Source organism: Psychrobacter sp. DD43, from assembly GCF_904846555.1.
GTDB lineage: Bacteria > Pseudomonadota > Gammaproteobacteria > Pseudomonadales > Moraxellaceae > Psychrobacter > Psychrobacter cryohalolentis.
The window spans coordinates 23,664-47,161 of the sequence record NZ_CAJHBE010000015.1 but is presented as its reverse complement, the minus strand read 5'-3'; the positions used below and the strand labels follow the sequence as shown (position 1 = coordinate 47,161).

Sequence of the window (23,498 nt, the reverse complement as noted above, 5' to 3'; positions counted from 1 at the left end):
CGGCAGATTTTTTGAGGAATAAATAATGACAGTACGCAATAACAAGGTAATGACGATGAGCAACCGCGTATCTTCTACTTTTGCCATCTCTGCATTGGCAATGAGTATGGTAGCTGTAAGTAGCAGTGCCCATGCCGAGCAGCGCATCAACACTGTCTCTGTGGTGCAGACTGCGCCAGCCGTAACGCAAATGCGTTTAGGGTTTTCAGGTGCGCCAGTATTACCAGCCGCTTATCAGCTCGACAATCCTAGCCGTTTGGTGCTGGATTTTGAACAGGTGCAAAACGGTCTTGCTAGTCGCTTTAAAGAATATAATATCGGTATGGTCAATGAGGTCACCACCTTAAATAGTGACAATACCACCCGTCTTATCGTTGGGCTAAAAAAGACGGGCAACTATACCACCGCGATTGATGGCAATGAATTATTGCTGACGATTACGGACCCTAATCGTCCAGTGATTGCTCCGGTGGTCACGAAAGTCATTACCAACGACCCTGTACAAGATGTCCTAAATGGCAATTCGGCTATTACTACCACGGCTGTGGTTACGCCCATTGTTGAAACCAGTAGCGTTGCTGTTGCGCCTATTAGAACCACGGTCACAAAAAACCAAGTACCTGCTGACACCATGGTCGTACGTGTCAACCCTTTATTAAGCCCACAACTTGCCTCTGCACAAGTCAGCAAGCAGTATAGCTATGATGGGCTAAGCGCTGTGAATTTTTCAGCAGGGAATGATGGCGGTGGTAACGTTAGTATCTCACTTGCCAATGAAGCGATTCCTGTAGACGTTCAGCGTCAAGGTAATAAGCTGGTTGTGCGTTTGACAGGCAGTACCGTACCTAGAAATCTGCTACGCCGATTGAATGTTAACGGTGGTTTGGTAGACAGTATTGATACTAAAAACCAAGGTCAAAATGGTGTTATTACCATCAATATGAAAGACGACTTTGAATATCAAGCCTATCAATCAGGCAGTCAGCTCAATATTGGTATCAGACGACCTGAGCTGCTACGTGAGCCGACGCTTGAAGAAAAAGTCTATACTGGTGCAGCGCTATCTATGGAGTTTCAAGATGTTGAGATTCGTAGTGTCCTAGATATCTTAGCGCAGTTTACAGAGATGAATATCGTTGCTAGTGATTCGGTCGCCGGTAATATTACCTTGCGCCTTATCAACGTACCTTGGGATCAAGCACTTGATATCATTCTTAAAAGTAAAAATTTGGGCAAACGTGAAAACGGTAACGTAATTTTGGTTGCGCCTTCAACTGAGCTTGCTGAACAAGAAGCACGTGAGCTTGAAGCCCAGCAAGCGGTTGAGTCTTATGCACCGTTACGTACTGAATATATCCGTCTAAGCTACGCAAAAGCGGCAGATGTCCTAACCCTGATCTCTCAAGGTAGTGGTGGAGCCTCTGGCGGTAGCAATACTGGCAGCGCCAATGCTAATACTAAAGATAGCAATAGCTTGCTCTCTAATCGTGGGACGGTAACAGTCGATGAGCGTACCAATACTTTGATTGTTAAAGATGTGGCAGCCAGCATTGAAAATATCCATAAGCTGATTGGTAAAATCGACATTCCTGTCCGTCAGGTCATGATTGAAGCGCGTATCGTTAGCGCGACTGATAGCTTTAGTAAAGAGATTGGCGTGCGTTGGGGTATCTTGTCAAATGGCGCTGCCAATAACCGCAACTTGTTGGTCGGTGGCAGTAACCAAACTTTATGGGACTTAAAAGATTTTGATGTGCAGACCACGACTATTAATGGTCAGACCGTCTCTTATCCTAAATACGATATTACTCGTCCTGACAATCTAAACGTTGACTTAGGCGTTGATAATCCAGCAGGTCGTATTGCCTTTGGTTTGCTAGGTATTTCTGATTTCATGCTCGATCTCGAATTGTCAGCCATGCAAGCAGACAACCGCGGTGAAGTGATTTCTACGCCAAAGATTTTGACCTCTGATAAGCAAACGGCAAAAGTATCTTCTGGTACGCAGATTCCTTATCAAGAAGCATCAGCAAGTGGTGCGACTACTACTAGCTTTAAAGAAGCTGCTTTAAGTTTGGAAGCCACGCCAAATATTACTCCAGATGGTAAGATTGGTTTGCAGCTGCTAATCACCAATGGCACACCGACCATTATTAACAATCAGGTTGCCATCGCTGAAGACTCGATTTCTACCAACGTTATTGTTGAAGATGGTCAAACCATTGTATTAGGCGGCGTCTTTAAAAACCGTACTAATAATGGCGTCGATAAAGTACCTTTCTTAGGTGATTTGCCTTATATCGGTCGTGCCTTCCGTAAAGACGTGCGCAGCAATACCAAAGAAGAGCTACTGATATTTATCACGCCGAAACTGATCAATGATGGTATTAGTCGCTTAGATTAGTCAGATTTTAGTTGGTTTTGAGTCATAAAAAGCAAGCCTTAGTGCTTGCTTTTTTAATGGTTGATTTTTAGGCTGGCAAGGATTTTACTAACAATAATCACAGCTCATTACTAGCCAGAATATCAATGACGTTGTATCATACCTAATTTAGCTGAGTGAGTACTATGGTTGAGGAATTACCGTCGGTATTTTTGGTAGGGCCGATGGGAGCAGGGAAGACCACAATCGGCAGATTACTGGCAAAGCAGCTCGGGCGCTCGTTTGTAGACAGCGATTGGTATATCGAATCGCAGACCGGTGCCGATATCGCTTGGATATTTGCCAAAGAAGGTGAAGCGGGCTTTCGCGAACGGGAAACGCGTGCAATCGATGAGCTAACACAGCAACCGCAAATTGTTTTAGCGACTGGCGGCGGTGCTGTGATGGCAGCTGAAAATCGTGAGTATTTAAAGCAGCGCGGTATCGTTATATATCTCAATGCGCCTGTCGATGTACAAATGGCTCGTACTGCGAAAGACAAATCGCGTCCTTTATTACAGCAGCCAAACCCTAGAAAAATACTGCAAGGTTTATATAGCGCGCGTGATCCATTGTACAGGGAAGTAGCACATATCATTATGCCAACAGGACATACGTATCCACGGCACATGGTCAATCAATTATTACAGCAGCTTAACTCATTTTGTATCTCTACGTCTGTCGATTCAGAGCCTGAAAAAGACTGATGTCAAAAAATGACTAGTATGACCAATATTATCGAATACCTATTTAGTTAAATTTTACTCGTAAGAATTAAGGAGATTTTCATGGCAACGCCACTGTTTCATGCTGACTTGACAGTACATACGCAAAGTCATGACTATCCAATCGTCATTACTGAAAACGCAATAGCAGAAAATAGCAGTATGGCTAGCCAAGTTGCCCCTTATATTACAGGTCGTCAAGTCCTTATCGTCACCAATGAAACGGTTGCGCCTTTATATTTAAAGGCTTTACAAGAGGAACTTGAAGCGCAGTTTACCGTCAAAGTCTGTGTGCTCCCAGATGGTGAACAATATAAGAACCAGTCGAGTATCAATCAGATTTATGACGTGCTGATGGCAGCGCATTTTAATCGTGATGTGACTCTGATTGCGCTTGGTGGTGGTGTCATTGGTGATATGACGGGATTTGCAGCGGCAAGCTTTATGCGCGGCGTCAATTTTATTCAGATACCAACCACCTTGCTGTCTCAAGTGGATTCAAGTGTCGGCGGCAAAACCGGTATCAATCATCCGCAAGGCAAAAACATGATTGGCGCATTCTGGCAGCCGCAAATGGTATTGGCAGATATGAGTACACTCAAAACCCTGCCAGCGCGCGAGCTGTCAGCAGGGCTTGCTGAAGTTATTAAATATGCGCTGATTATGGATGCCGAGTTCTTGACTTGGCTTGAGCACAATCTGCCTGCGATGATGGCTTTGGATTTAGCGGTACTGGGTGAAGCGGTCAAGCGCTGCTGCCAGTACAAAGCTGATGTTGTCGCCCAAGATGAAAGAGAATCAGGTGTACGCGCTTTATTAAATTTTGGTCATACGTTTGGTCATGTGATTGAAACTCATGAAGGTTACGGTAGTTGGCTACATGGTGAGGCAGTCGCTGCGGGCATGGTACAAGCGGCTGAGCTGTCACAAAAAATCGGCTGGTTAACGAGCGATGAGGTTGCTCGTGTTAAGCGCATATTGTCATTAGCCAATTTACCGATCACGCCGCCGCCTATTGAAGTTCAGACCGCTTTGGACTTAATGGGGCATGATAAAAAAGTGAAACACGGACAAATCCGCCTTATTTTGTTAAAATCATTGGGTGAAGCAGTATTAACCAATGATTTTGACCCGCATCTGCTCACCGATGTGCTAGCCACGCATGCACCGTAAGCTATAAAAGAACATACATTATAAATGGCTATGAGCAATTAATTGTTTTCAATATAGAAATAGCACGGTACTAAAAGCGATTCTCGTTTATTTTGAAGTGAGTATAGAGCGCTTGGTTTTATCTTTATCTGTATAATTTTTATGACCCTATCCTAAGCATATCTTTACCAAGGACACCTCCATGGCAGCATCTCGCTCGACGACTCGTACCGCGAGTCAATCCTATCGCCGTCAAGCGCTGATTTGGCTGATAGCGACTCTGATGTTGGGTGTGACCACCGCTTTGGTATGGATGTTTAGCCAAACGCCAGCGATGGGCGCCAAGATAGAAAACGCGCCCATAGCAGCGCCGAAAACACTGAGTGCGGAGCTTGAGCAGCCATTGAAAATTGAATCGCTGCATGAGCTTGATACTGACGTACAACCGATAAGTTTTGATGAAACGGTTCGTGATTTGCGCAGCTATCCTGATGAATTTAAAGATAAGCGTTATCTGCTTGCCAACAAAGGCAAGTGGACAGTACAGGTCATGAATGTCGCTGAAAATGAAGTGATTGTCAGTTATCTAGAAGGACGTGAAGACCGTAGCAAATTTACATATTTCCGCTACCTTGATGAAAATGAGCAAGTCCGTTATATGCTGACTTATGGCTTGATGGGTAGTCCACAAGAAGCAGTTGGTGCGGCTAAGCTGATAGATTTTAAGCTGCCTGCCAATGTGCGAGTATTGCCTGAAGAGATCAATCGCTACGTCAGCATCATTGATAATTATGAGCGCCCTGATCCTGTAAAAGATTTGAGTACAAAACGCACCCGTGCCGTCAATCTGCGACCAACCAAGCGTGAAGTGCCGCTACGTCAAAAAACACCTACGGTAAATAACAGTGAGCAATCCGCAAGCAATGCGACCAACCGTACTCCTCAAGAATCGACCAATAGCAGTGCGACTGAAAGCATTCGTCAGTCCGTTGATACCTCTGATACCTTGACAGTTAATGAGGAGCGTATTTTTGGTATGGAAGAGCAATCTCCTACTACCTCAGCCCCTAAAAGTACTGATAATAACCGTAAGCCTGAGCAAGAAAGCAAAAAGCCTGTTGTATCTGGTGCTGATACTAATTCAGCGAAAAAACCACCAGTGGTTGCCACGCCTAAGGCGCCGAATAACACTGCCAATCCCAACAGTACAAATTTAGATAATAAAAATTCAAGTGCAAGCTCGGCGAATAAAAATGCCAATAATAGCTCTAACAATACGGCAGTGCCAAAAGCCAAAAACGATAGTATAAAAGAGCTCATCGAAGAAAAGAAAGACTAATTTTAAGTAAGCACATACGTCAAAAAGCCCACTAAAAAATACAGTGGGCTTTTTTATGAATCATTTACTTATGGGTTATGATATCTTGTATAACCAATAGCAATATAAACACTTACAAAATCTGACGGATGAATCGGCAGAAAAGACTAGATTTTTTATCAATCATTCACTAATATAAGGATGGGTGACGTTCTGTATAGTTATCGTAAATGGTCATTTGTTAGCTTCTAATTTAAGAAGATTTTATTAGATTTAGGATAAATGATTAACAGAAAACATCATATCTCAAGCGCTGCTACTTGTTAGCTATTTACTAGTTATCCGCTACGATCAGCATATCGCAAGTGGCGCAACTTCTCTTACTATCATCCTTATTAGGATTGTTAAGGCGCTTGAATATAGGCGTCTTATATTCACATTTGATGGATAAACTGCGTTTTTTCAGCTATTTACTAGTTTGGTCATTGAAGGTTATAAGATTCATATTGGAACCTATAACCAACATAAGATCGACAAGTAGTCACGTTGAAGTGCTTAATATTTTGATTTGCGACGATTGACATTGAATACTTTCACCAAGTTATCCTATCAGTCCGCGTTAAATTGATGGCTCAAATGTTGCTAGCATACAGGGTACTTTGATAATTGTTCTTATCATACCCAGCGCACTGGCAATAATTTTTCTGCTCGCGCTTTGTTAATCCGGATATGTAAATATAATCCAGCCCGTTCTGCTTGCGGAAAACGGTTTGTGCATCACATTGGTTGCATAAACTTCCGCTTACTTAAAAGGACCAGCTATGTCAATGATTTCCTCCCATACGCATTTGGCCTCGCCAGATGACTTTTCTGACAATTGCGGTTTTGGTTTGATTGCTCATATTGAGGGTCAGGCCAGTCATGACTTGGTGAAAACAGCCATTCACAGCCTAAGTTGTATGACCCATCGTGGCGGCGTGGCAGCTGATGGCAAAACCGGCGATGGTTGTGGTTTATTATTAGCGACGCCCGTTGCCTTTTTTAGAGACATTGCAGCAGAGCAACAGTTTGAGATAACGGATAACTTCGCGGTTGGTATGGTATTCGTCAATCCAGATACGGCAACGGCTCAGCATAGCCTACAAGTATTAAATGAAGAGATTGCCGCGCAAGGCTTAGAAGTAGCCGGCTGGCGCGATGTACCACTTGATTTAAGCATTGTCGGTGAAATTGGGCGTCAGACATTACCAGATTTTAAGCAAGTATTTGTCAATGCGCCGGATGGTTTGGCAGCAGATGATTTTAATCGCAAGCTGTTTGTGGCGCGTAAAAAAGCTGAGCAACGCTTGGTTGATGATGAGCTGTTTTATGTCTGCTCATTGAGCTGTCAGACTATTATTTATAAAGGTTTGGTGATGCCATCAGACTTGCCAGCTTTCTTCTTAGATTTGCAAGATGCGCGTTTGGCGTCGCATATCGTGGTATTCCATCAGCGCTTTTCAACCAATACGCTACCGCGCTGGCCACTAGCCCAGCCTTTCCGCTATCTGGCGCATAATGGTGAGCTAAATACCATCACCGGCAACCGCAGCTGGTCAGAGGCGCGTACGCCAAAATTAAAATCAGATAAATTACCCAATTTGAATGAGTTAACGCCCTTAGTTAATAGTAGTGGCTCAGACTCATCTAGCTTAGACAATATGCTAGAAGTTCTGATGTCAGGCGGTATGAGCTTGTTTCATTCAATGTCGATACTGGTACCACCTGCTTGGCAGAATGTCGATAGCATGGATATGGATCTGCGAGCGTTTTATGAGTTTTACTCACAGCATATGGAAGCATGGGACGGTCCTGCAGGGCTTGTGATTCAAGATGGTCGCTATGCGGTCTGTATGCTTGATCGGAACGGTTTACGTCCATCGCGCTGGGTGACGACGAAGAATGGTTATATTACAGTCGCCTCAGAAGTAGGGGTTTGGGATTATAAGCCAAAAGACGTGCTCGCTAAAGGTCGTGTTGGACCCGGTCAGATGCTAGTCATTGATACTCAAACCGGTCAAATAATGGATACCAAAGCCATCGCGACCTTGCTCAAAAAGGCGCATCCGTATCGTAAATGGTTACGCGACGAGGCAACTCGTATCCGTGATGATGAGCGCTTAGAAGAAGAGTTGGCGGCAAAAGCATGTCGCGGTGAGCCGCTAAAAGCATTGCAAAAAATGTATCACATCACCAATGAAGAACGCACAGAAATCATCCGTCCTAATGCCGAAAATGCCCAAGAACCAGTCGGTTCGATGGGTGATGATACGCCAATGGCAGTACTATCACAGCAGATCCGCCATGTCGGTGATTTCTTCCGTCAGCAGTTTGCACAGGTCACTAATCCACCGATTGATCCGCTACGTGAATCTATCGTCATGTCATTACAGACCTGTCTTGGTGCTGAAACCAACGTGTTTGCACCATCGGCACGTGACGCGCATCGCCTTATCTTGTCATCACCAGTGCTCTCAGCAAGTAAGATGCAGCAACTTGAAACTGTGAATGATCCTGCTTTTAAGATGGCACGTATCGACTTAAATTATGACCGTACATTAGAACTTTCCGCTGCCATTATCTCTATCTGCGAGCAAGTCGCCAGTAGCATTCGTGCTGGTCATACCTTGATTGTCTTATCTGATAAAGACATTGCGGTAGATAAAGTCCCTGCCAACGCCATAATGGTCACAGGGGCGGTGCATCATTATCTGATTGCAAAAGGTATACGTACCGATGCCAATTTAATTATTGAAACTGGTCTGGCACGTGATTCACATCAAGTCGCGGTATTAATTGGCTTTGGCGCGACCTGCGTTTATCCTTATCTAGCTTATGACGTGATTGATGATTTGGTTGCGACTGGCGAGCTGCTTGGTGATCCGATTCAGGCACGGGTAAATTTCCGTAAAGGCTTAGATAAAGGTCTGCTAAAGATTTTATCAAAAATGGGTATCTCTACCATTGTATCGTATCGCGGTGCCCAGTTATTTGAGGCGGTAGGTCTTTCTGAAGAAGTGGTTAATCTGTGCTTTAAAGGCGTGCAAAGTCGTATTAAAGGCGCAACCTTTGCTGATTTGGCAGCAGATCAAGCGCAGCTTGCGGCAAATGCCTTTAAGCGTCGCGCCCCACTTGATCAAGGCGGCTTATTAAAATTTGTCTTTAATAAAGAGTATCATGCCTTTAATCCTGATGTGATTAATAGCCTACATTTGGCGGTACGAACTGGTAATTATGACAATTACCGTCAATATGCAGAAATTGTCAATAGCCGTCCGGTCGCTACTTTACGTGATTTACTACAGCTTAAAACGGACAATCCACTTGACGTTGATGAGGTTGAAGATATCTCAGCCATTTTGTCGCGTTTTGACTCTGCTGGTATGTCGCTAGGTGCGCTGTCGCCAGAAGCGCATGAAGCCATTGCCATCGCTATGAATACCATTGGTGGTCGCTCAAACTCAGGTGAGGGCGGCGAAGACCCTGTACGTTATGGGACATTGCGTAACTCAAAAATTAAACAAGTTGCCTCTGGTCGTTTTGGGGTAACGCCCGCCTATCTGCGTTCAGCAGAAGTCATGCAGATCAAGGTTGCTCAAGGGGCAAAACCTGGTGAAGGTGGTCAGCTGCCAGGTGGTAAGGTTAATGCTTTAATCGCCCGCTTACGCTACTCTGTGCCTGGAGTGACGTTGATTTCGCCGCCGCCGCATCATGATATTTACTCGATTGAAGATTTGGCGCAGCTTATTTTTGATCTTAAGCAAGTCAATCCAGATGCGTTGGTGTCAGTTAAGTTGGTTTCGCGTCCGGGTGTTGGCACGATTGCAACAGGTGTGGCAAAAGCCTATGCTGACTTGATTACTATCTCAGGTTATGACGGCGGTACGGCAGCATCACCTCTGTCGTCTATCCATCATGCTGGCTCGCCTTGGGAGCTAGGTCTTGCTGAAACTCATCAATCATTACGCGTTAATGGCTTGCGTCATAAAGTCCGTATTCAAACCGACGGCGGTCTAAAGACAGGACTTGATGTGGTCAAAGCCGCCATTCTTGGTGCTGAGAGCTTTGGTTTTGGCACCACGCCGATGATAGCCGTCGGTTGCAAATACCTACGTATTTGCCATTTAAACAACTGCCCAACGGGCGTTGCCACTCAAAAAGCCCAGCTACGCGATGATCACTTCATCGGTGAAGCTGAAATGCTGATTAATTTCTTTAAATTTGTCGCAACCGAAACACGCGAATGGCTTGCAAAGCTTGGCGTGCGCACGATGGAAGAGTTGGTTGGACGTACTGACTTGCTTGATATATTAGAAGGCAATACTGCTAAGCAACAGCATCTTGATTTATCGCCTCTATTATTTAGTCATCCTGCCAGTAGCGGCAAAGCGCAGACTTGTCAAGTTGAGCGCAATGAGCCATTTGATAAAGGCTTGCTTGCTGAGCAGATGATTAGTGATATGCTGCTGAATATTCGTCAAGGCAATGGTGGCGACTATAGTTATTACGTTGGTAACTGTGATCGCTCGATTGGGGCGCGTATCTCAGGCGAGATTGCAGAGTTATGGGGCAATCTTGGCATGAGTGACAAACCTATTAAGCTGCATTTGACCGGAACAGCAGGACAAAGTCTAGGTGTTTGGAATGCTGGTGGCTTGCATATTGAGCTTGAAGGCGATGCCAATGATTATGTTGGTAAAGGCATGGCAGGCGGTGAGATTGTAATTTATCCACCAAAAGACTCAAGCTTTGTGACGCAAGATACTGCCATTGTAGGTAATACCTGCTTGTATGGTGCAACAGGTGGCAAGCTATATGCTGCTGGTACGGCAGGGGAGCGTTTCGGTGTTCGTAACTCAGGTGCTCATGCTGTTATCGAGGGCACAGGCGACCATTGCTGCGAGTATATGACGGGCGGTATCATCACCATACTTGGACGTACTGGTCTTAACTTTGGCGCAGGCATGACGGGTGGATTTGCTTATGTACTCGATTTAGAAGGTGATTTCTTTGATCGCTGCAACCATGAGTTGATTGATTTAAATCGTATTTCAAGCGAGCAGATGGAAAGCCACCGTATCTACTTACAGCAGGTCATCGAAAGGCATGTCGATAAAACGGGTAGCGCATGGGGGCAGACCATATTAGCGGACTTCGAGCATTATGCGCGTAAGTTCTATTTGGTTAAGCCAAAAGCAGCAAACGTTGCAACTTTGCTTAAAACCACGACCGCTGATCCGCAATAATTGATCTGATTTATTGATAGCGTTGTGTACCATAATATATAGATATTAGAGGTGCACGACGTTATTCTAAAGATGAATTTATAGATGTTTTGAGCAGGTAAATGACAGCCTATATAAGTAAATTTGCCTCATTGAGGCTGCCTATATCGACTGTCGTTAGCCACTATAAAAGACCCCTATATAAAAGAGACAATACCATGGCAAAACGCTTAGAAAATAGTTTTCAGTTTTTAGATGTGCCAAGGCTTGAGCCGATCAAAAAAGACATCGCCACGCGTTCAACAGAGTTTGTTGAAATTTATCAGCCGTTTGAAAGTGAATCAGTCGCTCAGCAATCGCATCGCTGTTTAGAATGTGGCAATCCGTATTGTGAGTGGAAATGCCCCGTACATAATTACATTCCTAATTGGTTAAAACTAGCCGCTGAGGGTCAAATTTTCCAAGCTGCAGAATTGTGTCATCAAACCAATACTTTGCCTGAAGTCTGTGGACGTGTGTGCCCGCAAGACCGCTTATGTGAAGGCTCTTGCACACTCAATGACGGCTTTGGTGCCGTGACGATTGGCAATGTCGAGAAGTATATCAATGACACCGCTTTTGCCCTCGGCTGGCGTCCTGATATGTCTAAGGTCATTTGGACAGACAAGAAGGTTGCCATCATTGGAGCAGGACCTGCAGGTCTTGGCTGCGCAGATATCTTGGTTAGAAATGGCGTCAAACCCGTTATCTTTGATAAACGTCCAGAGATTGGTGGTTTATTAACTTTCGGTATTCCAGAGTTCAAAATGGAAAAAGACGTCATGCGTAATCGCCGTGTCATCTTTGAAGGCATGGGCATGGAATTCCGCCTTGAGACAGAAATTGGTACCGATGTCAGTATTGATGAGCTGCTCGGTGAGTATGATGCTGTATTTATGGGTATGGGTACTTATACCTATATGCGTGGTGGCTTTGCTGGTGAAGAGTTGGAGGGTGTGTATGACGCTCTGGATTACCTGATTGCCAACGTCAATCGCTGTAATGATTGGGAAAAAGACTCAGGCGAGTATATCGACCTAAAAGGCAAAAAAGTCGTGGTGTTGGGTGGTGGCGATACCGCGATGGACTGTAATCGTACCAGTATTCGTCAAGGTGCTGAGCAAGTATTCTGTGCTTATCGCCGTGATGAGGAAAATATGCCAGGCTCACGTCGTGAAGTGGTCAATGCACGCGAGGAGGGGGTTGAGTTCTTATTTAACCGTCAACCGACTGAAATAATTGGCTTAAACGGTAAGGTTAATGCGGTAAAAGTAGTAACGACGCATCTGGGCGCACCAGACGAAAACGGTCGTCAGTATCCTGAGCCAATTGCCAACTCAGAAGAGATTATACCTTGTGATGCAGTGATTATGGCATTTGGTTTCCGTCCAAGCCCTGCGGATTGGTTTGACGCGCAGCAGATTTCTATGGACAAATCTGGTCGAGTATTGGCAGCGGAAAAACAAACCTTTAAGTTCCAAACCAATAATCCTAAGATCTTTGCCGGCGGCGATATGGTACGTGGCTCTGATTTGGTGGTCACTGCCATTTGGGAAGGTCGTGAAGCGGCTGAAGGGATTTTAGATTATTTAGAAGTGTAGTAATTAGCCTGATTGACACCCAAATGCTCACTTAACTTTGCCTTTTTCTGGTGATGTGCGAGCTTGTTTTGACACTTAACGTCTTTTATCTTTTAATAGGTAAAAGGCGTTATTTTTATGCTTTTTTTAATTCTAATTCTCATTAATGATAAGAGATGTGCTGCGTGAAGCCGACTTTTTTACAACGATTTACCGCTCCTGTGATAGAGCCATACGCTCGCTATCAGCATGCTGATGTGCTGCATGCTATACGTTTGGGCGTGGCAGTTATACTCGCTTTATTAGTCAATAAAGTCACCAATTTTCCACATGGAGAATGGACGACTATCACTGTTTTTATTATTCTAGGATTGCTACAGTATCAAGGTGCAATCTATACTAAGGCTAAAGAGCGAGTACTTGGTACTTTATTAGGTATTGGTGCTGCGCTCGGTATTGTATGGTTTAGTCAAGGTGTAGGGACATGGTTGTGGGTAGATTATGTCATCATTGGACTGATGAGTGGTATTATTGGCTATCTGGCGATTAGGAATCTTGGCTACACAGGGTTATTGACTGGTATAACCATGTTGATGATTGTTTCAGATTTGGGTCAAAGCACTATCGGTCAAGATGGTATCTACCGTGCCCTCAATATTTTACTTGGTACTGGCCTTGCAGTTGCAGCGACATTGATTTTGCCATTGAAGTCCACATTGATGTGGCGATTCTTACTGGCTAGTAACCTCGATGCTTGTAGTAATCTCTATGCTAGGGTAGGCAATCATATCGATACTGCTGAAGAATTGATTGATGGTGCTGTTCAATACGTCAATCCAACAGTCTTTGCCGTACCTGTTAACAAAGCCTTAGTAATAGAGCTACAGCAGATCAATAAAAGACTCTTAGCGGTACGCCCCCATTTAGCAGCAACAACGAGCGAGTCTGGTATCGATAAAGAGACAATTGAGAGTATTCAACGTACCCACCGAAATATTATTGGTACGATTGATCTGCTGCTAACGGCAGCACCGCGCTTAGCCAGTATCGAGATCGATGAGGATAATCATATCCTGCTCATACATTATCAGCACGAATTAACCCAAGTGATGCAACATATGGCAGCAGTGTTGCGTAGCCCAAGTGATGAGGTGTTTCGTCCCATTACGCGTATTACCTTATCAGAATATCCAAGCGTAGAAAATTTAGGCTTTGAATGGCAGGGCTACTTTTGGTTGACACAAACTTTACAAGTGCAATTACAGCAGCTCAGTGACTTATTACAAGAGACTAAGCCGCAGTGGTTTACGGCTTCTGGTCTGCGCTACCAGCGCCGTGAACAACGACGTATAGAGGAGCATGGTGGTGAAACAGATTTGCATTTATAAATAAAAAACGCTGACCATCTAAGTCAGCGTTTTTTTTACGGTAATATTTACTAAAAACAGCTATCAACAATCAGCTATTAATAAACAATGATTAACGACCGGTTTTTAGCTTATCCCAATACTGTTGATACACTTGCAATGCTTCATCGCCGACATCTTCTTGGAATTCAGCCTTTGCTAGCACTTCTTTACTAGGATAGATGGTTGGATTGTTTCTCACTTCTTCTGGCATCATCTCACGTGCCGCAATATTAGGCGACGCATAACCTATCTCTTCACTAACAATTTTGGAGTTCTCAGGACGTAGCAGATAGTCTATGAACTTGTGTGCTGCATCGACTTGCGTGGCGTTTTTAGGAATGACAAAATTGTCCATCCATAATATCGCACCTTCGGTTGGGTATTTATACACCAAGCTAGTGAGACCTTCACTATTGGCGATGATAGCTTCACCATTCCACGTCATACCGACGCTGGTTTCACCTTCCATATATGGCATACGTGAAGCATCTGAGTTAAAGGTTTTCACATTCGGCATCAAGGTGGTGAGCTTCTCATAAGCGGCTTTAATTTCGTCAGGATTTCTACTGTTGCCAGAGTAGCCTAGGGTTAATAGCGCCATGCCAAACACTTCGCGCATATCATTCATCAGCATCACTTGACCTTTATACTCAGGACGCCATAAGTCATTCCAACTATTGACCGTGGCTGGATCAACCGTCTCGCCATTGATAGCAAGACCGGTGCTGCCCCACATATAAGGAATAGAGTATTTGTTTTCTGGGTCAACTTTGGTATTGGTAAAAGAAGTATCAAGGTTTTTAAAATTGCTCAATTTAGACTTATCAAGCTCTTGTAGTAGACCTTCTTTTGCCATTTTTTCGACATAATATGTCGATGGAATCGCCAAGTCGTATTGACTCGAATCATCAAGCAGTTTTAGCTTGGCATACATGGCTTCATTAGAGTCAAAGGTGGTGTAATTGACTTTGATGCCGGTTTCTTCAGTAAAGCCGTCAAGTATTTCTTGTGGCATATACTCTGACCAGTTATAAAGGTTCAACGTGACATCGCTGGTAGGAGAACTATCGATAGGCGCGTTATCAGATTTGCTACAGCTGGTAATAGAGAGTCCGATGGCGGCACAGAGGAATGCTTTCGGCAGTATTTTGATAGAGGCGCGAGTAGACCAATTGGATGAAGATAAATGGGACAAAATGTCTCTCCTAAATTAGGGCAAAAGGTGAAAAGCGGGCGCATGATCCGTCATAAAATTAATTCATTATACGGTTATGAGCATGGTAAGTCGAAATTTACAGGGCAGTGATTTAACTGAGTTCAGCACTAGCCAATGCTAGGAGTAATGCTCATGAAGTGATAGCAATCAATCATGCTATGATAAGCGTGACTTGGTCTTTAGCTAGAGCTCTTTAAGTATAGTCATACTCTAACCATAACATAATAATAAAGGATACAACATCATGGCTCAAACCGTTATTCCGGCACTTCTTACTGATAAAGTTGCTATCGTCACAGGCGCCAGTCGTGGTCTCGGCGCTCAAATCGCCATGCAGATGGCAGCGGCAGGCGCGAGCGTTTGCGTGAACTATTTGCATAGTAAAGAGGCGGCTGAAAAAGTGGTTGCTGATATCGAAGCAGAAGGCGGGCGTGCTTTTACTTATCAAGGGGATGTAACTGATTTAGCACAAATGCAAGCAATGGCAGCAGAAGTTGTAGAACGTTTCGGATGTATTGATATCTTAGTTAACAATGCCTTGCCGAGCTATCAGTTTAACCCGAGTGCTGATTACACCAGTATCGAGACTGTGAAATGGGTACATTTTTCTCAGCAAATTGACGGCATTGTCCAAGGTGCCGTCAATACAGTACAAGCGGTATTACCGCAAATGAAAACTCAGCAGATGGGTAAGATCATCAATATCTCAACCAACTTGGTTTACAATCCGGTGGTCACTTATTACGACTATACGACGGCAAAATCAGCGCTTATTGGTCTAACGCGTAATCTAGCAGCGGAGCTTGGGCAATATGGTATTCGTGTGAACTTGCTAGCAGGTGGACTATTAAAAACGACTGACGCTAGTAAATTAACCACTGAAGAAGTGTTTGATTATATCGCAACGACGACACCACTTCGTCAAGCGACCTCAGTTGCCGACTTTGCAAATTCAGTACTATTGATGGCATCTGACTTGAGCTCAGCTATTACTGGTCAATCTATCGCAGTTGATGGCGGTTTAACGATGCCTTAATAGTAGAATTATTTTTCGGTTACTAAATTGATTTAATTGTACAAGAGAGACGAGATGACGAACCGTAAAATCGCTGGCATTATTACTGCTATTATAGGACTGTGCGCCATCATCGCTTTTTTCAATGATGGTATGAACACGCCCTTGTTAAGCTGGCCATGGGAAGCTTATCTTGGCGTGGCATTCACTATTGGCTGGTTGACCAATTTACCCACTTTTTTGGCTTATTTAATCGCTGCATTGATCTTTGTTTTGATCGCTGTCGCACTTTATAAAATAGGTAGTTGGCTTCATGGATTAGTATTTAAACTCAGTTAAATGTAGTGATAGATCAGATGAATGGTCTGCCTATTTGCAGACCATTCATCTGCTTGACTAAACTGATAAATAACCCTATTCAAGCCCACACTGTCACGATGCTATATGCAAATGATTGAGTACCGCTTGTATTCCATATTCTTCAATTGTCCCAGTGACAAAATCCGCACGCGCGATCAGTTCAGGCTTTGCATCGCCCATTGCCACCGCATAGCCGACCAAATCAAACATCTCTAAATCATTTAGCCCATCACCAAATGCCATACAATCCTTTGCATCAATATCGTAATGCAGGCATAAATCGATGATACCGCGTGCTTTAGATGCCTCGATTGGTAATATATCTGCGCCAATATGATGCCAATGTACCAGTTTTAAATCATCTTGGGCAAAGTCAACTTCCTGCATTTTCTCTTCTTGAGTGTTAAAGAATACAGAGCATTGATAAACCGTATTTGCCTTATGATAATCTGGGTCAAGGATAGAATTAGGCGTTATCGCATTGTATTCACGCAGGCGCGCGTTTTCATGTGACCATGCAATATGCGTTGCGGAGTCAAATTTGTGGATGAGTTCACTTTTTTGGCATAGCATTACAATCTTGTTGGTCTGCGTATCGGTTAATGGATAATGACTAATCATGCCCTCTTTATTAAAGCTATATTGTCCATTCATACAGATAATGGCATCCAATACATCAGCCTCAAGTAAGGCTAATATATCAGCAGGCAATATGGCTTTGGAACGTCCGGTTGAAATCACCAGTTTAATGTCAGTTTGGGCAAGCGCTTCAAGCGTTGCTTGATTGTGCGCGGCGATAATACCGTTACGGCTTAAGGTGTCGTCGATATCAAAAAATATGATTTTGGGGGTGGGTGTTTTATTATTCATAGTGGCTTTGAAAGTCCTATCTACGGTAAATATGATTATTAAGTTTTGCCGAAAATTATTTGGTATTATCTAGGCGTTTGACTATGTCATACAGTAATGGCGATTTACACTTATTTTTATCATGTTAGTATGCTATAAGTCTGGTAATAAGGTATATGGCAAGATTGTGGTTAGGGATTATTTTTAAAAAATCAACAATGAAACATATAATATAAAAAAATTGAGATTGTTATGGTAGGCAGAGTTGAGAGGGTACCACTGAGAGAGATATGGCGTCATGAGGCATATGATTTTACAACTTGGTTAAGTCAAAATATCGAAGTCTTAAATGAGGTTATTGATTTTGAAATACAAAATATAGAAACTGAAAAATCAACAGGTACATTCTCTGTAGATATTATAGGAGAAGACCCTTCTGGTAATATGGTTATTATTGAAAACCAATTAGAAAAAAGTGACCATGACCATCTAGGCAAACTCATTACTTATCTAGCAGCTTTTGATGCCAAAGTTGCTATCTGGATTGTAGCAGCAGCTAGACAAGAGCATATACAAGCTGTGAGTTGGTTAAACGAAAACAAAGAAGCTAACTTTTATTTGATTCAAATTGAAGGAATCAAGATTGGGGACAGCGCTCCGGCACCTTTATTTACGACAATCGTAGAGCCTAGTGAAGAATTAAAACGCATAGGCATTGTTAAGCAAGAAAATACAGAACGGCACAAATTACGTTTCGATTTTTGGTCTGGTTTACTTACTGAGTTCAAGAAAAAAGATACTTTATTTCAAAATATATCACCTTCTCAATATAATTGGATTGGCACTAGTTCAGGCTTGAGAGGTGTTAGTTACACATTTTGGTTAAAAAAGGATAGTATTTCCATTAAGCTTTATATCGATAGAGGTAAAGAAGCAGGAGAGGATAATATTAGCATATTTAATCAGCTACTTGAGAATCGCATAGAAATTGAAGATAGTCTAAACTTTCAAATTAATTGGCTTAGCCTTGAAGAATATCGAGCCTGTGTTATCGATTGCGAAATCGCATCAGGTGGATGGCAAACTAATAAAAAAGAATGGGATATTGTCATTGAGGATTGTATCAATAGAATGATACAGTTTAAAAATGTATTACAGCCTTATATTAACCAAGTAAAGGTATGAGAAATAATAGAGTAGTATCGAAATAATTATTTCGATACTACTCTATTTAAGATTATAGAAATAATTTTACCCAACAACCTCAACACTTGTCACGTTCTGAAAGCCTCGTGGCAACTGACCACCACGACTACCACGTTTAGCAGTATAGTTGACTAAGTCCATCGGCTTTAAGGTCACATGACGCTTGCCAGCAGTGATGATTAAGCTGTCTTGTTTACTAAGTGGCGTGATGGTAAGTACTTCTTCATCACTTTTTAGAGTAATCATCTTATTACCCTTACCACGAGCCTGTTCAGGCAAATCATCAAGCGCAAATATCAATAAATAGCCAGCATTGGTGACCACAGCGATATGATCGAGAGTAGCGCTATTTTCGCTAGCAGGGATGCCATTGTTCTCAGAGCTTACAATCACCTCAGTTTGAGCATCAATACGTGCGATAGGTAATAAACGACTATCAGCAGCTAGGTTAATGATATTTTTACCGGCTTTTTGATTGCTATCTAGATTACCAATGGTGTTAATAAAACCATAGCCTTGCGAGCTGGCTAAAATAATACGCTGGTCATTGTCGCCAGTAAGCAATTGCTCAAAAGTCGCACCTGCTGGCGGTTTTAAGACGCTGGTCAGCGGATCACCTTGACCACGAGCAGAAGCGAGGCTATGCGCATCGATACTATAGCTGCGTCCGGTGCTGTCGAGCACGTAGATTCTCTCGTTGGATTTAGCGCGAACGTAGGCTTGGTAGCTGTCACCTGAGCGATAAGCCATGCCAGCAGCATCGACGTCATGACCTTTAGCCGCGCGTATCCAGCCGGCTTTCGATAGGATAGCGGTGACAGGCTCGCTTGGTACGAGGTCAGATTCTTTGAGCGCTTGCGCTTCTTCGCGTTCTGCCAATTGCGATACGCGCTCGTTGCCGTGTTCTTTCATGTCGGCAGTGAGCTCATCAATCATCAAATTGGTCAGGCTATCTGGATTGTCCAAGTATTCTTGAATGATAGCGCGTTCAGCAGCTAGATCATCTTGCTCGCGGCGCAGCTCAATCTCTTCGAGTTTAGCTAACTGACGCAAACGAATATCCAAGATAGCATTGGCTTGTATTTCAGTCAGGTCATAATCTTGCATTAATGATAATTTTGGGTCGTCTTCTTCACGAATGATGCGAATAACTTCATCGATATTCAGATAAGCAATCAGCAAACCTGCGAGGATATGTAAGCGCTTATCAATTTTATCAAGGCGATATTGCAAGCGGCGCGTGACTACAGAACGGCGACAGACGAGCCATTCTTCCAATATTTCTTTCAGGTTTTTGACCTGCGGCTTACCGTTTAGGCCAATCATATTCATATTGACGCGGTAATTGCTTTCTAAATCAGTGCTGGCAAATAGATGACTCATGACGCGCTGCACGTCGACGCGGGTAGATTTTAGCTCTAAGACGATACGGCAGGCATTTTCGTGGTCTGACTCATCATGAATATCAACAATCCAAGGCAGCTTCTTATCGGTCATCAGCTTGGCGATTTGCTCTTGAATCTTATTGCCTGATACTTGATAAGGAAGCGCATCGATGATAACAAGATTTTTCTCTTTCGGGTCAATATGAAAGGTCGCCCGCATTTTATAGCTGCCACGTCCAGTCTCATACATCGCTTGCAAGTCTTTTTTGCTGGTGATGATCTCAGCTGGGGTTGGCAAATCAGGCGCTGGTATCGATTGAGTTAATTGCTTAACCGACAGCTCAGGGTTTTTGAGCAGACGAATCGCTGCGCGTACCACCTCATTCAGGTTATGCGGCGGAATATCCGTTGCCATACCGACGGCGATACCAGTTGTTCCATTTAATAAAATATTGGGCAGGCGGGCAGGCAGGGTGGTTGGCTCCAACATCGTACCATCGAAGTTATCTTGCCAATCAACCGTACCTTGACCAAGTTCCGCGAGCAAGGTATTGGCATAAGCAGACATTTTGGCTTCGGTATAACGCATGGCGGCAAAGGACTTGGGGTCATCAGGGCTACCCCAGTTACCTTGACCAGTGATCAGCGGATAGCGATAGCTGAAAGGCTGTGCCATCAGTACCATGGCTTCATAACAAGCGCTGTCGCCATGCGGATGATATTTACCCAATACGTCACCGACTGTACGCGCAGACTTCTTCGCCTTCGCTGTCGATTTTAGCCCAAGCTCGCTCATGGCATAAACAATACGGCGCTGGACAGGCTTTAGACCATCAGCAATATTTGGCAGCGCCCGATCCATGATGACGTACATGGCATAATTAAGATAGGCTTGCTCAGCGAACTCTGCCACTGAGCGCGTATCCATTGGTTCATTTGCAAGGATTGGGTCAAGCGTGTGATCGATAACATCGGACATAAAATAGGGTTCACTTATCAGTTTTAATAGGTATAAAAAATCGGTGCAATCGTGCAAATAGGATAGTGCTATCCTAAAGGATATTGGTGCAATTAAAAAGCCACTACTTAGTATAAACGACAGTGCATGACGTGCTTAAGCTAATGGTTTTATTAAGCATGATGATCCTATAACGTTTTGGTCGATAGTTTTTAGAAAATAATATGAGTGTCGTTCATGTTACTGTTTTTATCCTCTTACTTATCACATTTACGTTTTCACCCATATAGCCTTAATAATGCTCATAATCATAAAATCGATGCAGGCAAGCGGTGTGCAGGCTGAGCGCTTATCGTTTTGCTCAATGTCACTTCCAGATTTTAATGAATTCTATCTACGAATAGACGATAAATACTTATCAACAAAAAGTGGGTTATTTGCTCGGAATCATAATTAACTCACTGATATAAATGTAAATATTGACCGTCAAGTTACTTTACGAACTCAAGTAGCATTTTTTTGTATTGAGTAGTTTGTATAAAGTGTGTATGTTAAACAATAAAGGGCTATTTACCGCTAAATTGTTGACTCATCACAATATCTTTGCACCGCCAGCCTTGCTTGCCATCACTGTGGTGAGCTTGCACACCGAGTCTTTGTACGTTTATCACATTGTGATAATTATGGGTTTACAGTAGCGCATTATTTATTAGGAGAAGTAAGATTATGGAAAATCAAGGTAACCAGATCCGTCGTAACGATAAAGTATGGGTAAAAACTTACGAAAAGCTTGGTATTCAATATGATATTGATATGCCAGCCGCCAATACTTCTTTAATCGATATATTTGAACGGAATTTTGTTAAACATGCTGGTAAAACAGCGTTTGTGTGTATGGACGTCAAGCTTTCCTACGAAGATTTAGATCGCTATAGTAAACAAATTGCTGCCTACTTACAGTCACTTGGGCTGAAAAAAGGCGATAAAGTCGGCGTTATGATGCCAAATATTTTGCAGCTACCGGTTGCAGTATTGGGTGTGCTGCGTGCGGGTATGACCTTGGTCAACGTCAATCCGCTTTATACCTCAAAAGAGCTTGAGCATCAGCTAACAGACTCTGATACCAAAGCCTTATTTATTTTAGAGAACTTTGCCAAAACCTATGAAGAGATTGGTAAAGACTTGGTTGACCATGTCGTCGTAACCTCGATGGGCGACTTGATGAGCCCGTTGAAAGGCTTTATTGTCAATATGGTCGTGCGCCATGTGAAAAAACTGGTACCTGATTATAACCTTAAAAGCAGCACTAACTTTAAAACGGCACTGAATCGCTTTCCGGCGAAAAATTATAAACGTCCAGATAATATCTGCCTTGATGATATTGCTGTTCTGCAATATACCGGTGGTACCACAGGTGTGGCCAAAGGCGCGATGCTTACCCATGGCAACTTAGTTGCCAACCTGATTCAGTGTGATACCTATCTTGGTGACGCTTTCGATAAATTTGACGGTATGGCTGAGCAACCCGTTATCATGACGGCATTGCCGCTGTATCATATCTTCTCATTTACCGTTTGTGGTATGTTCGGCTTATATCGCGGCTGTATCGGTCTACTGGTACCGAATCCACGTGATGGTGCAAGCTTAATCAAGGCTTATAAAGATTACCCACCTGCATTTTTCCCAGCAGTTAATACCCTGTTTAATGCATTGGCGAACAGTGAGGTATTTAAAGCCTTAGATCATAGCAAGCTTGAGATGTCTATGGGCGGCGGCATGGCGGTTCTAAAAGATACTGCTGAGAAATGGCAAAAAATTACTGGTAACGTGATTGTACAAGGTTATGGTCTGTCAGAGACTTCTCCGGTTGCGTCTGCAAACCCACAGGGTAATGGCGAATTCTCAGGCAATATCGGTCTGCCGATGCCAGCGACTGACATGGCTATCTTGGATGAAGAAGGCAATGAAGTAGCCCTTGGTGAGCGCGGTGAGATTTGTGTTCGTGGTCCGCAAGTGATGAAAGGCTACTGGAAACGTGATGATGCTACGGCTGAAGTTATGACGTCTGACGGTTATTTCCGTACGGGTGATATCGGTGTGATGGACGAAGAAGGCTATTTTAAAATTGTTGATCGTAAGAAAAACATGATTTTGGTATCAGGCTTTAACGTGTATCCAAACGAAGTAGAAGATGTGATGTCAGCCCATCCAAAGATTTTGGAATGTGGTGTCATCGGTGTCGAAGACGAAAAGAGTGGCGAAGTACCGAAGATTTATGTGGTGCGTAGTGATGACAGCTTGACGAAAGAAGAAGTGCTTGCCTATAGCAAAGAAAACCTAACCGGTTATAAGCGTCCGCGTTACGTTGAGTTCATCGATGAGTTGCCAAAATCGAACGTCGGTAAGATTTTACATAAAGATCTACGCGTACTTGAAGAAAAGAACCACGGTTAGAATATTTACCATCAAGTTTAAAGCTTTTTTTATCTGCTTTCATCTTTATCTATTAGTAAGAAGCAGGGATGAAAACCGCTTAATAGTTGATGTGGCAATTAGTAGAAACAGCCAGTAAAAATAGCTATGATATATTGTTGTAAAAG

The 23,498-nt window shown here is 43.3% G+C and carries 14 protein-coding genes; 11 read left to right on the top strand and 3 right to left on the bottom strand.

All coding sequences use genetic code 11. The features are described 5' to 3' along the window. Positions 1 to 25: 25 nt before the first annotated feature. From pilQ to JMX89_RS09000, 7 genes are all read left to right on the top strand, one after another. Positions 26 to 2,404 (top strand): type IV pilus secretin PilQ, encoded by a 2,379-nt coding sequence (gene pilQ / locus JMX89_RS09030; protein ID WP_201531946.1) that lies wholly within the window; start codon positions 26 to 28, stop codon positions 2,402 to 2,404. A gap of 164 nt (positions 2,405 to 2,568) precedes the next feature. Beyond that, entirely contained in the window at positions 2,569 to 3,129 is a 561-nt protein-coding gene (gene aroK, locus JMX89_RS09025) for a shikimate kinase AroK (protein WP_011514481.1), read from the top strand. 81 nt (positions 3,130 to 3,210) lie between these two features. Next, complete coding sequence (gene aroB, locus JMX89_RS09020; protein ID WP_201531945.1) at positions 3,211 to 4,320, top strand: 3-dehydroquinate synthase; 1,110 nt, start codon at positions 3,211 to 3,213, stop codon at positions 4,318 to 4,320. 181 nt (positions 4,321 to 4,501) lie between these two features. Further along, positions 4,502 to 5,638: a hypothetical protein gene (locus JMX89_RS09015; RefSeq protein ID WP_201531944.1), complete on the top strand. Its 1,137-nt coding sequence runs from the start codon at positions 4,502 to 4,504 to the stop codon at positions 5,636 to 5,638. A gap of 800 nt (positions 5,639 to 6,438) precedes the next feature. After that, positions 6,439 to 10,902 (top strand): glutamate synthase large subunit, encoded by a 4,464-nt coding sequence (gene gltB, locus JMX89_RS09010; RefSeq protein WP_201531943.1) that lies wholly within the window; start codon positions 6,439 to 6,441, stop codon positions 10,900 to 10,902. Between the two features lie 197 nt (positions 10,903 to 11,099). After that, positions 11,100 to 12,521, top strand: a complete 1,422-nt coding sequence (locus JMX89_RS09005; protein WP_011514477.1) for a glutamate synthase subunit beta — start codon at positions 11,100 to 11,102, stop codon at positions 12,519 to 12,521. Positions 12,522 to 12,676: 155 nt separating this feature from the next. Next, a complete protein-coding gene (locus JMX89_RS09000; RefSeq protein ID WP_201531942.1) occupies positions 12,677 to 13,888 on the top strand; it encodes an FUSC family protein in 1,212 nt (403 codons plus the stop codon). A gap of 91 nt (positions 13,889 to 13,979) precedes the next feature. Here the strand turns inward: JMX89_RS09000 and JMX89_RS08995 are convergent, their stop codons facing one another. Further along, positions 13,980 to 15,104 (bottom strand): ABC transporter substrate-binding protein, encoded by a 1,125-nt coding sequence (locus tag JMX89_RS08995; RefSeq protein ID WP_201531941.1) that lies wholly within the window; start codon positions 15,102 to 15,104, stop codon positions 13,980 to 13,982. Positions 15,105 to 15,369: 265 nt separating this feature from the next. Between JMX89_RS08995 and JMX89_RS08990 the strand changes: the two genes are divergently transcribed. Together JMX89_RS08990 and JMX89_RS08985 are read left to right on the top strand one after the other, a co-directional pair. Continuing rightward, positions 15,370 to 16,161 (top strand): 3-oxoacyl-ACP reductase, encoded by a 792-nt coding sequence (locus JMX89_RS08990; protein WP_201531940.1) that lies wholly within the window; start codon positions 15,370 to 15,372, stop codon positions 16,159 to 16,161. 54 nt (positions 16,162 to 16,215) lie between these two features. Continuing rightward, a complete protein-coding gene (locus tag JMX89_RS08985) occupies positions 16,216 to 16,479 on the top strand; it encodes a hypothetical protein (RefSeq protein ID WP_133104799.1) in 264 nt (87 codons plus the stop codon). Between the two features lie 93 nt (positions 16,480 to 16,572). On the opposite strand, the gene JMX89_RS08980 is transcribed toward JMX89_RS08985, so the two are convergent. Beyond that, the gene (locus tag JMX89_RS08980; protein ID WP_133104798.1) at positions 16,573 to 17,370 is read right to left on the bottom strand and encodes a Cof-type HAD-IIB family hydrolase; all 798 of its coding nucleotides are present in this window, start codon (positions 17,368 to 17,370) and stop codon (positions 16,573 to 16,575) included. A 231-nt stretch (positions 17,371 to 17,601) separates the two neighbouring features. Between JMX89_RS08980 and JMX89_RS08975 the strand changes: the two genes are divergently transcribed. Next, positions 17,602 to 18,534, top strand: coding sequence for a DUF4268 domain-containing protein (locus JMX89_RS08975; protein WP_201531939.1), 933 nt, complete (start codon positions 17,602 to 17,604; stop codon positions 18,532 to 18,534). Between the two features lie 66 nt (positions 18,535 to 18,600). Here JMX89_RS08975 and parC read toward each other — a convergent pair whose 3' ends face one another. Further along, complete coding sequence (gene parC, locus JMX89_RS08970) at positions 18,601 to 20,919, bottom strand: DNA topoisomerase IV subunit A (RefSeq protein ID WP_201531938.1); 2,319 nt, start codon at positions 20,917 to 20,919, stop codon at positions 18,601 to 18,603. Between the two features lie 705 nt (positions 20,920 to 21,624). Here parC and JMX89_RS08965 point away from each other — a divergent pair. Further along, positions 21,625 to 23,352: an AMP-binding protein gene (locus tag JMX89_RS08965; RefSeq protein WP_133104795.1), complete on the top strand. Its 1,728-nt coding sequence runs from the start codon at positions 21,625 to 21,627 to the stop codon at positions 23,350 to 23,352. The last annotated feature ends 146 nt before the right edge of the window (positions 23,353 to 23,498 follow it).

Bases quoted from the DNA above. Each gene is read 5' to 3' on its own strand.
- JMX89_RS08990 (WP_201531940.1), top strand. From the start codon at position 15,370: ATGGCTCAAACCGTTATTCCGGCACTTCTTACTGATAAAGTTGCTATC.
- pilQ (WP_201531946.1), top strand. From the start codon at position 26: ATGACAGTACGCAATAACAAGGTAATGACGATGAGCAACCGCGTATCT.
- parC (WP_201531938.1), bottom strand. From the start codon at position 20,919: ATGTCCGATGTTATCGATCACACGCTTGACCCAATCCTTGCAAATGAA.
- aroK (WP_011514481.1), top strand. From the start codon at position 2,569: ATGGTTGAGGAATTACCGTCGGTATTTTTGGTAGGGCCGATGGGAGCA.
- aroB (WP_201531945.1), top strand. From the start codon at position 3,211: ATGGCAACGCCACTGTTTCATGCTGACTTGACAGTACATACGCAAAGT.
- JMX89_RS08980 (WP_133104798.1), bottom strand. From the start codon at position 17,370: ATGAATAATAAAACACCCACCCCCAAAATCATATTTTTTGATATCGAC.
- JMX89_RS08975 (WP_201531939.1), top strand. From the start codon at position 17,602: ATGGTAGGCAGAGTTGAGAGGGTACCACTGAGAGAGATATGGCGTCAT.
- JMX89_RS08985 (WP_133104799.1), top strand. From the start codon at position 16,216: ATGACGAACCGTAAAATCGCTGGCATTATTACTGCTATTATAGGACTG.
- JMX89_RS08965 (WP_133104795.1), top strand. From the start codon at position 21,625: ATGGAAAATCAAGGTAACCAGATCCGTCGTAACGATAAAGTATGGGTA.
- JMX89_RS09015 (WP_201531944.1), top strand. From the start codon at position 4,502: ATGGCAGCATCTCGCTCGACGACTCGTACCGCGAGTCAATCCTATCGC.
- JMX89_RS09005 (WP_011514477.1), top strand. From the start codon at position 11,100: ATGGCAAAACGCTTAGAAAATAGTTTTCAGTTTTTAGATGTGCCAAGG.
- gltB (WP_201531943.1), top strand. From the start codon at position 6,439: ATGTCAATGATTTCCTCCCATACGCATTTGGCCTCGCCAGATGACTTT.
- JMX89_RS09000 (WP_201531942.1), top strand. From the start codon at position 12,677: ATGTGCTGCGTGAAGCCGACTTTTTTACAACGATTTACCGCTCCTGTG.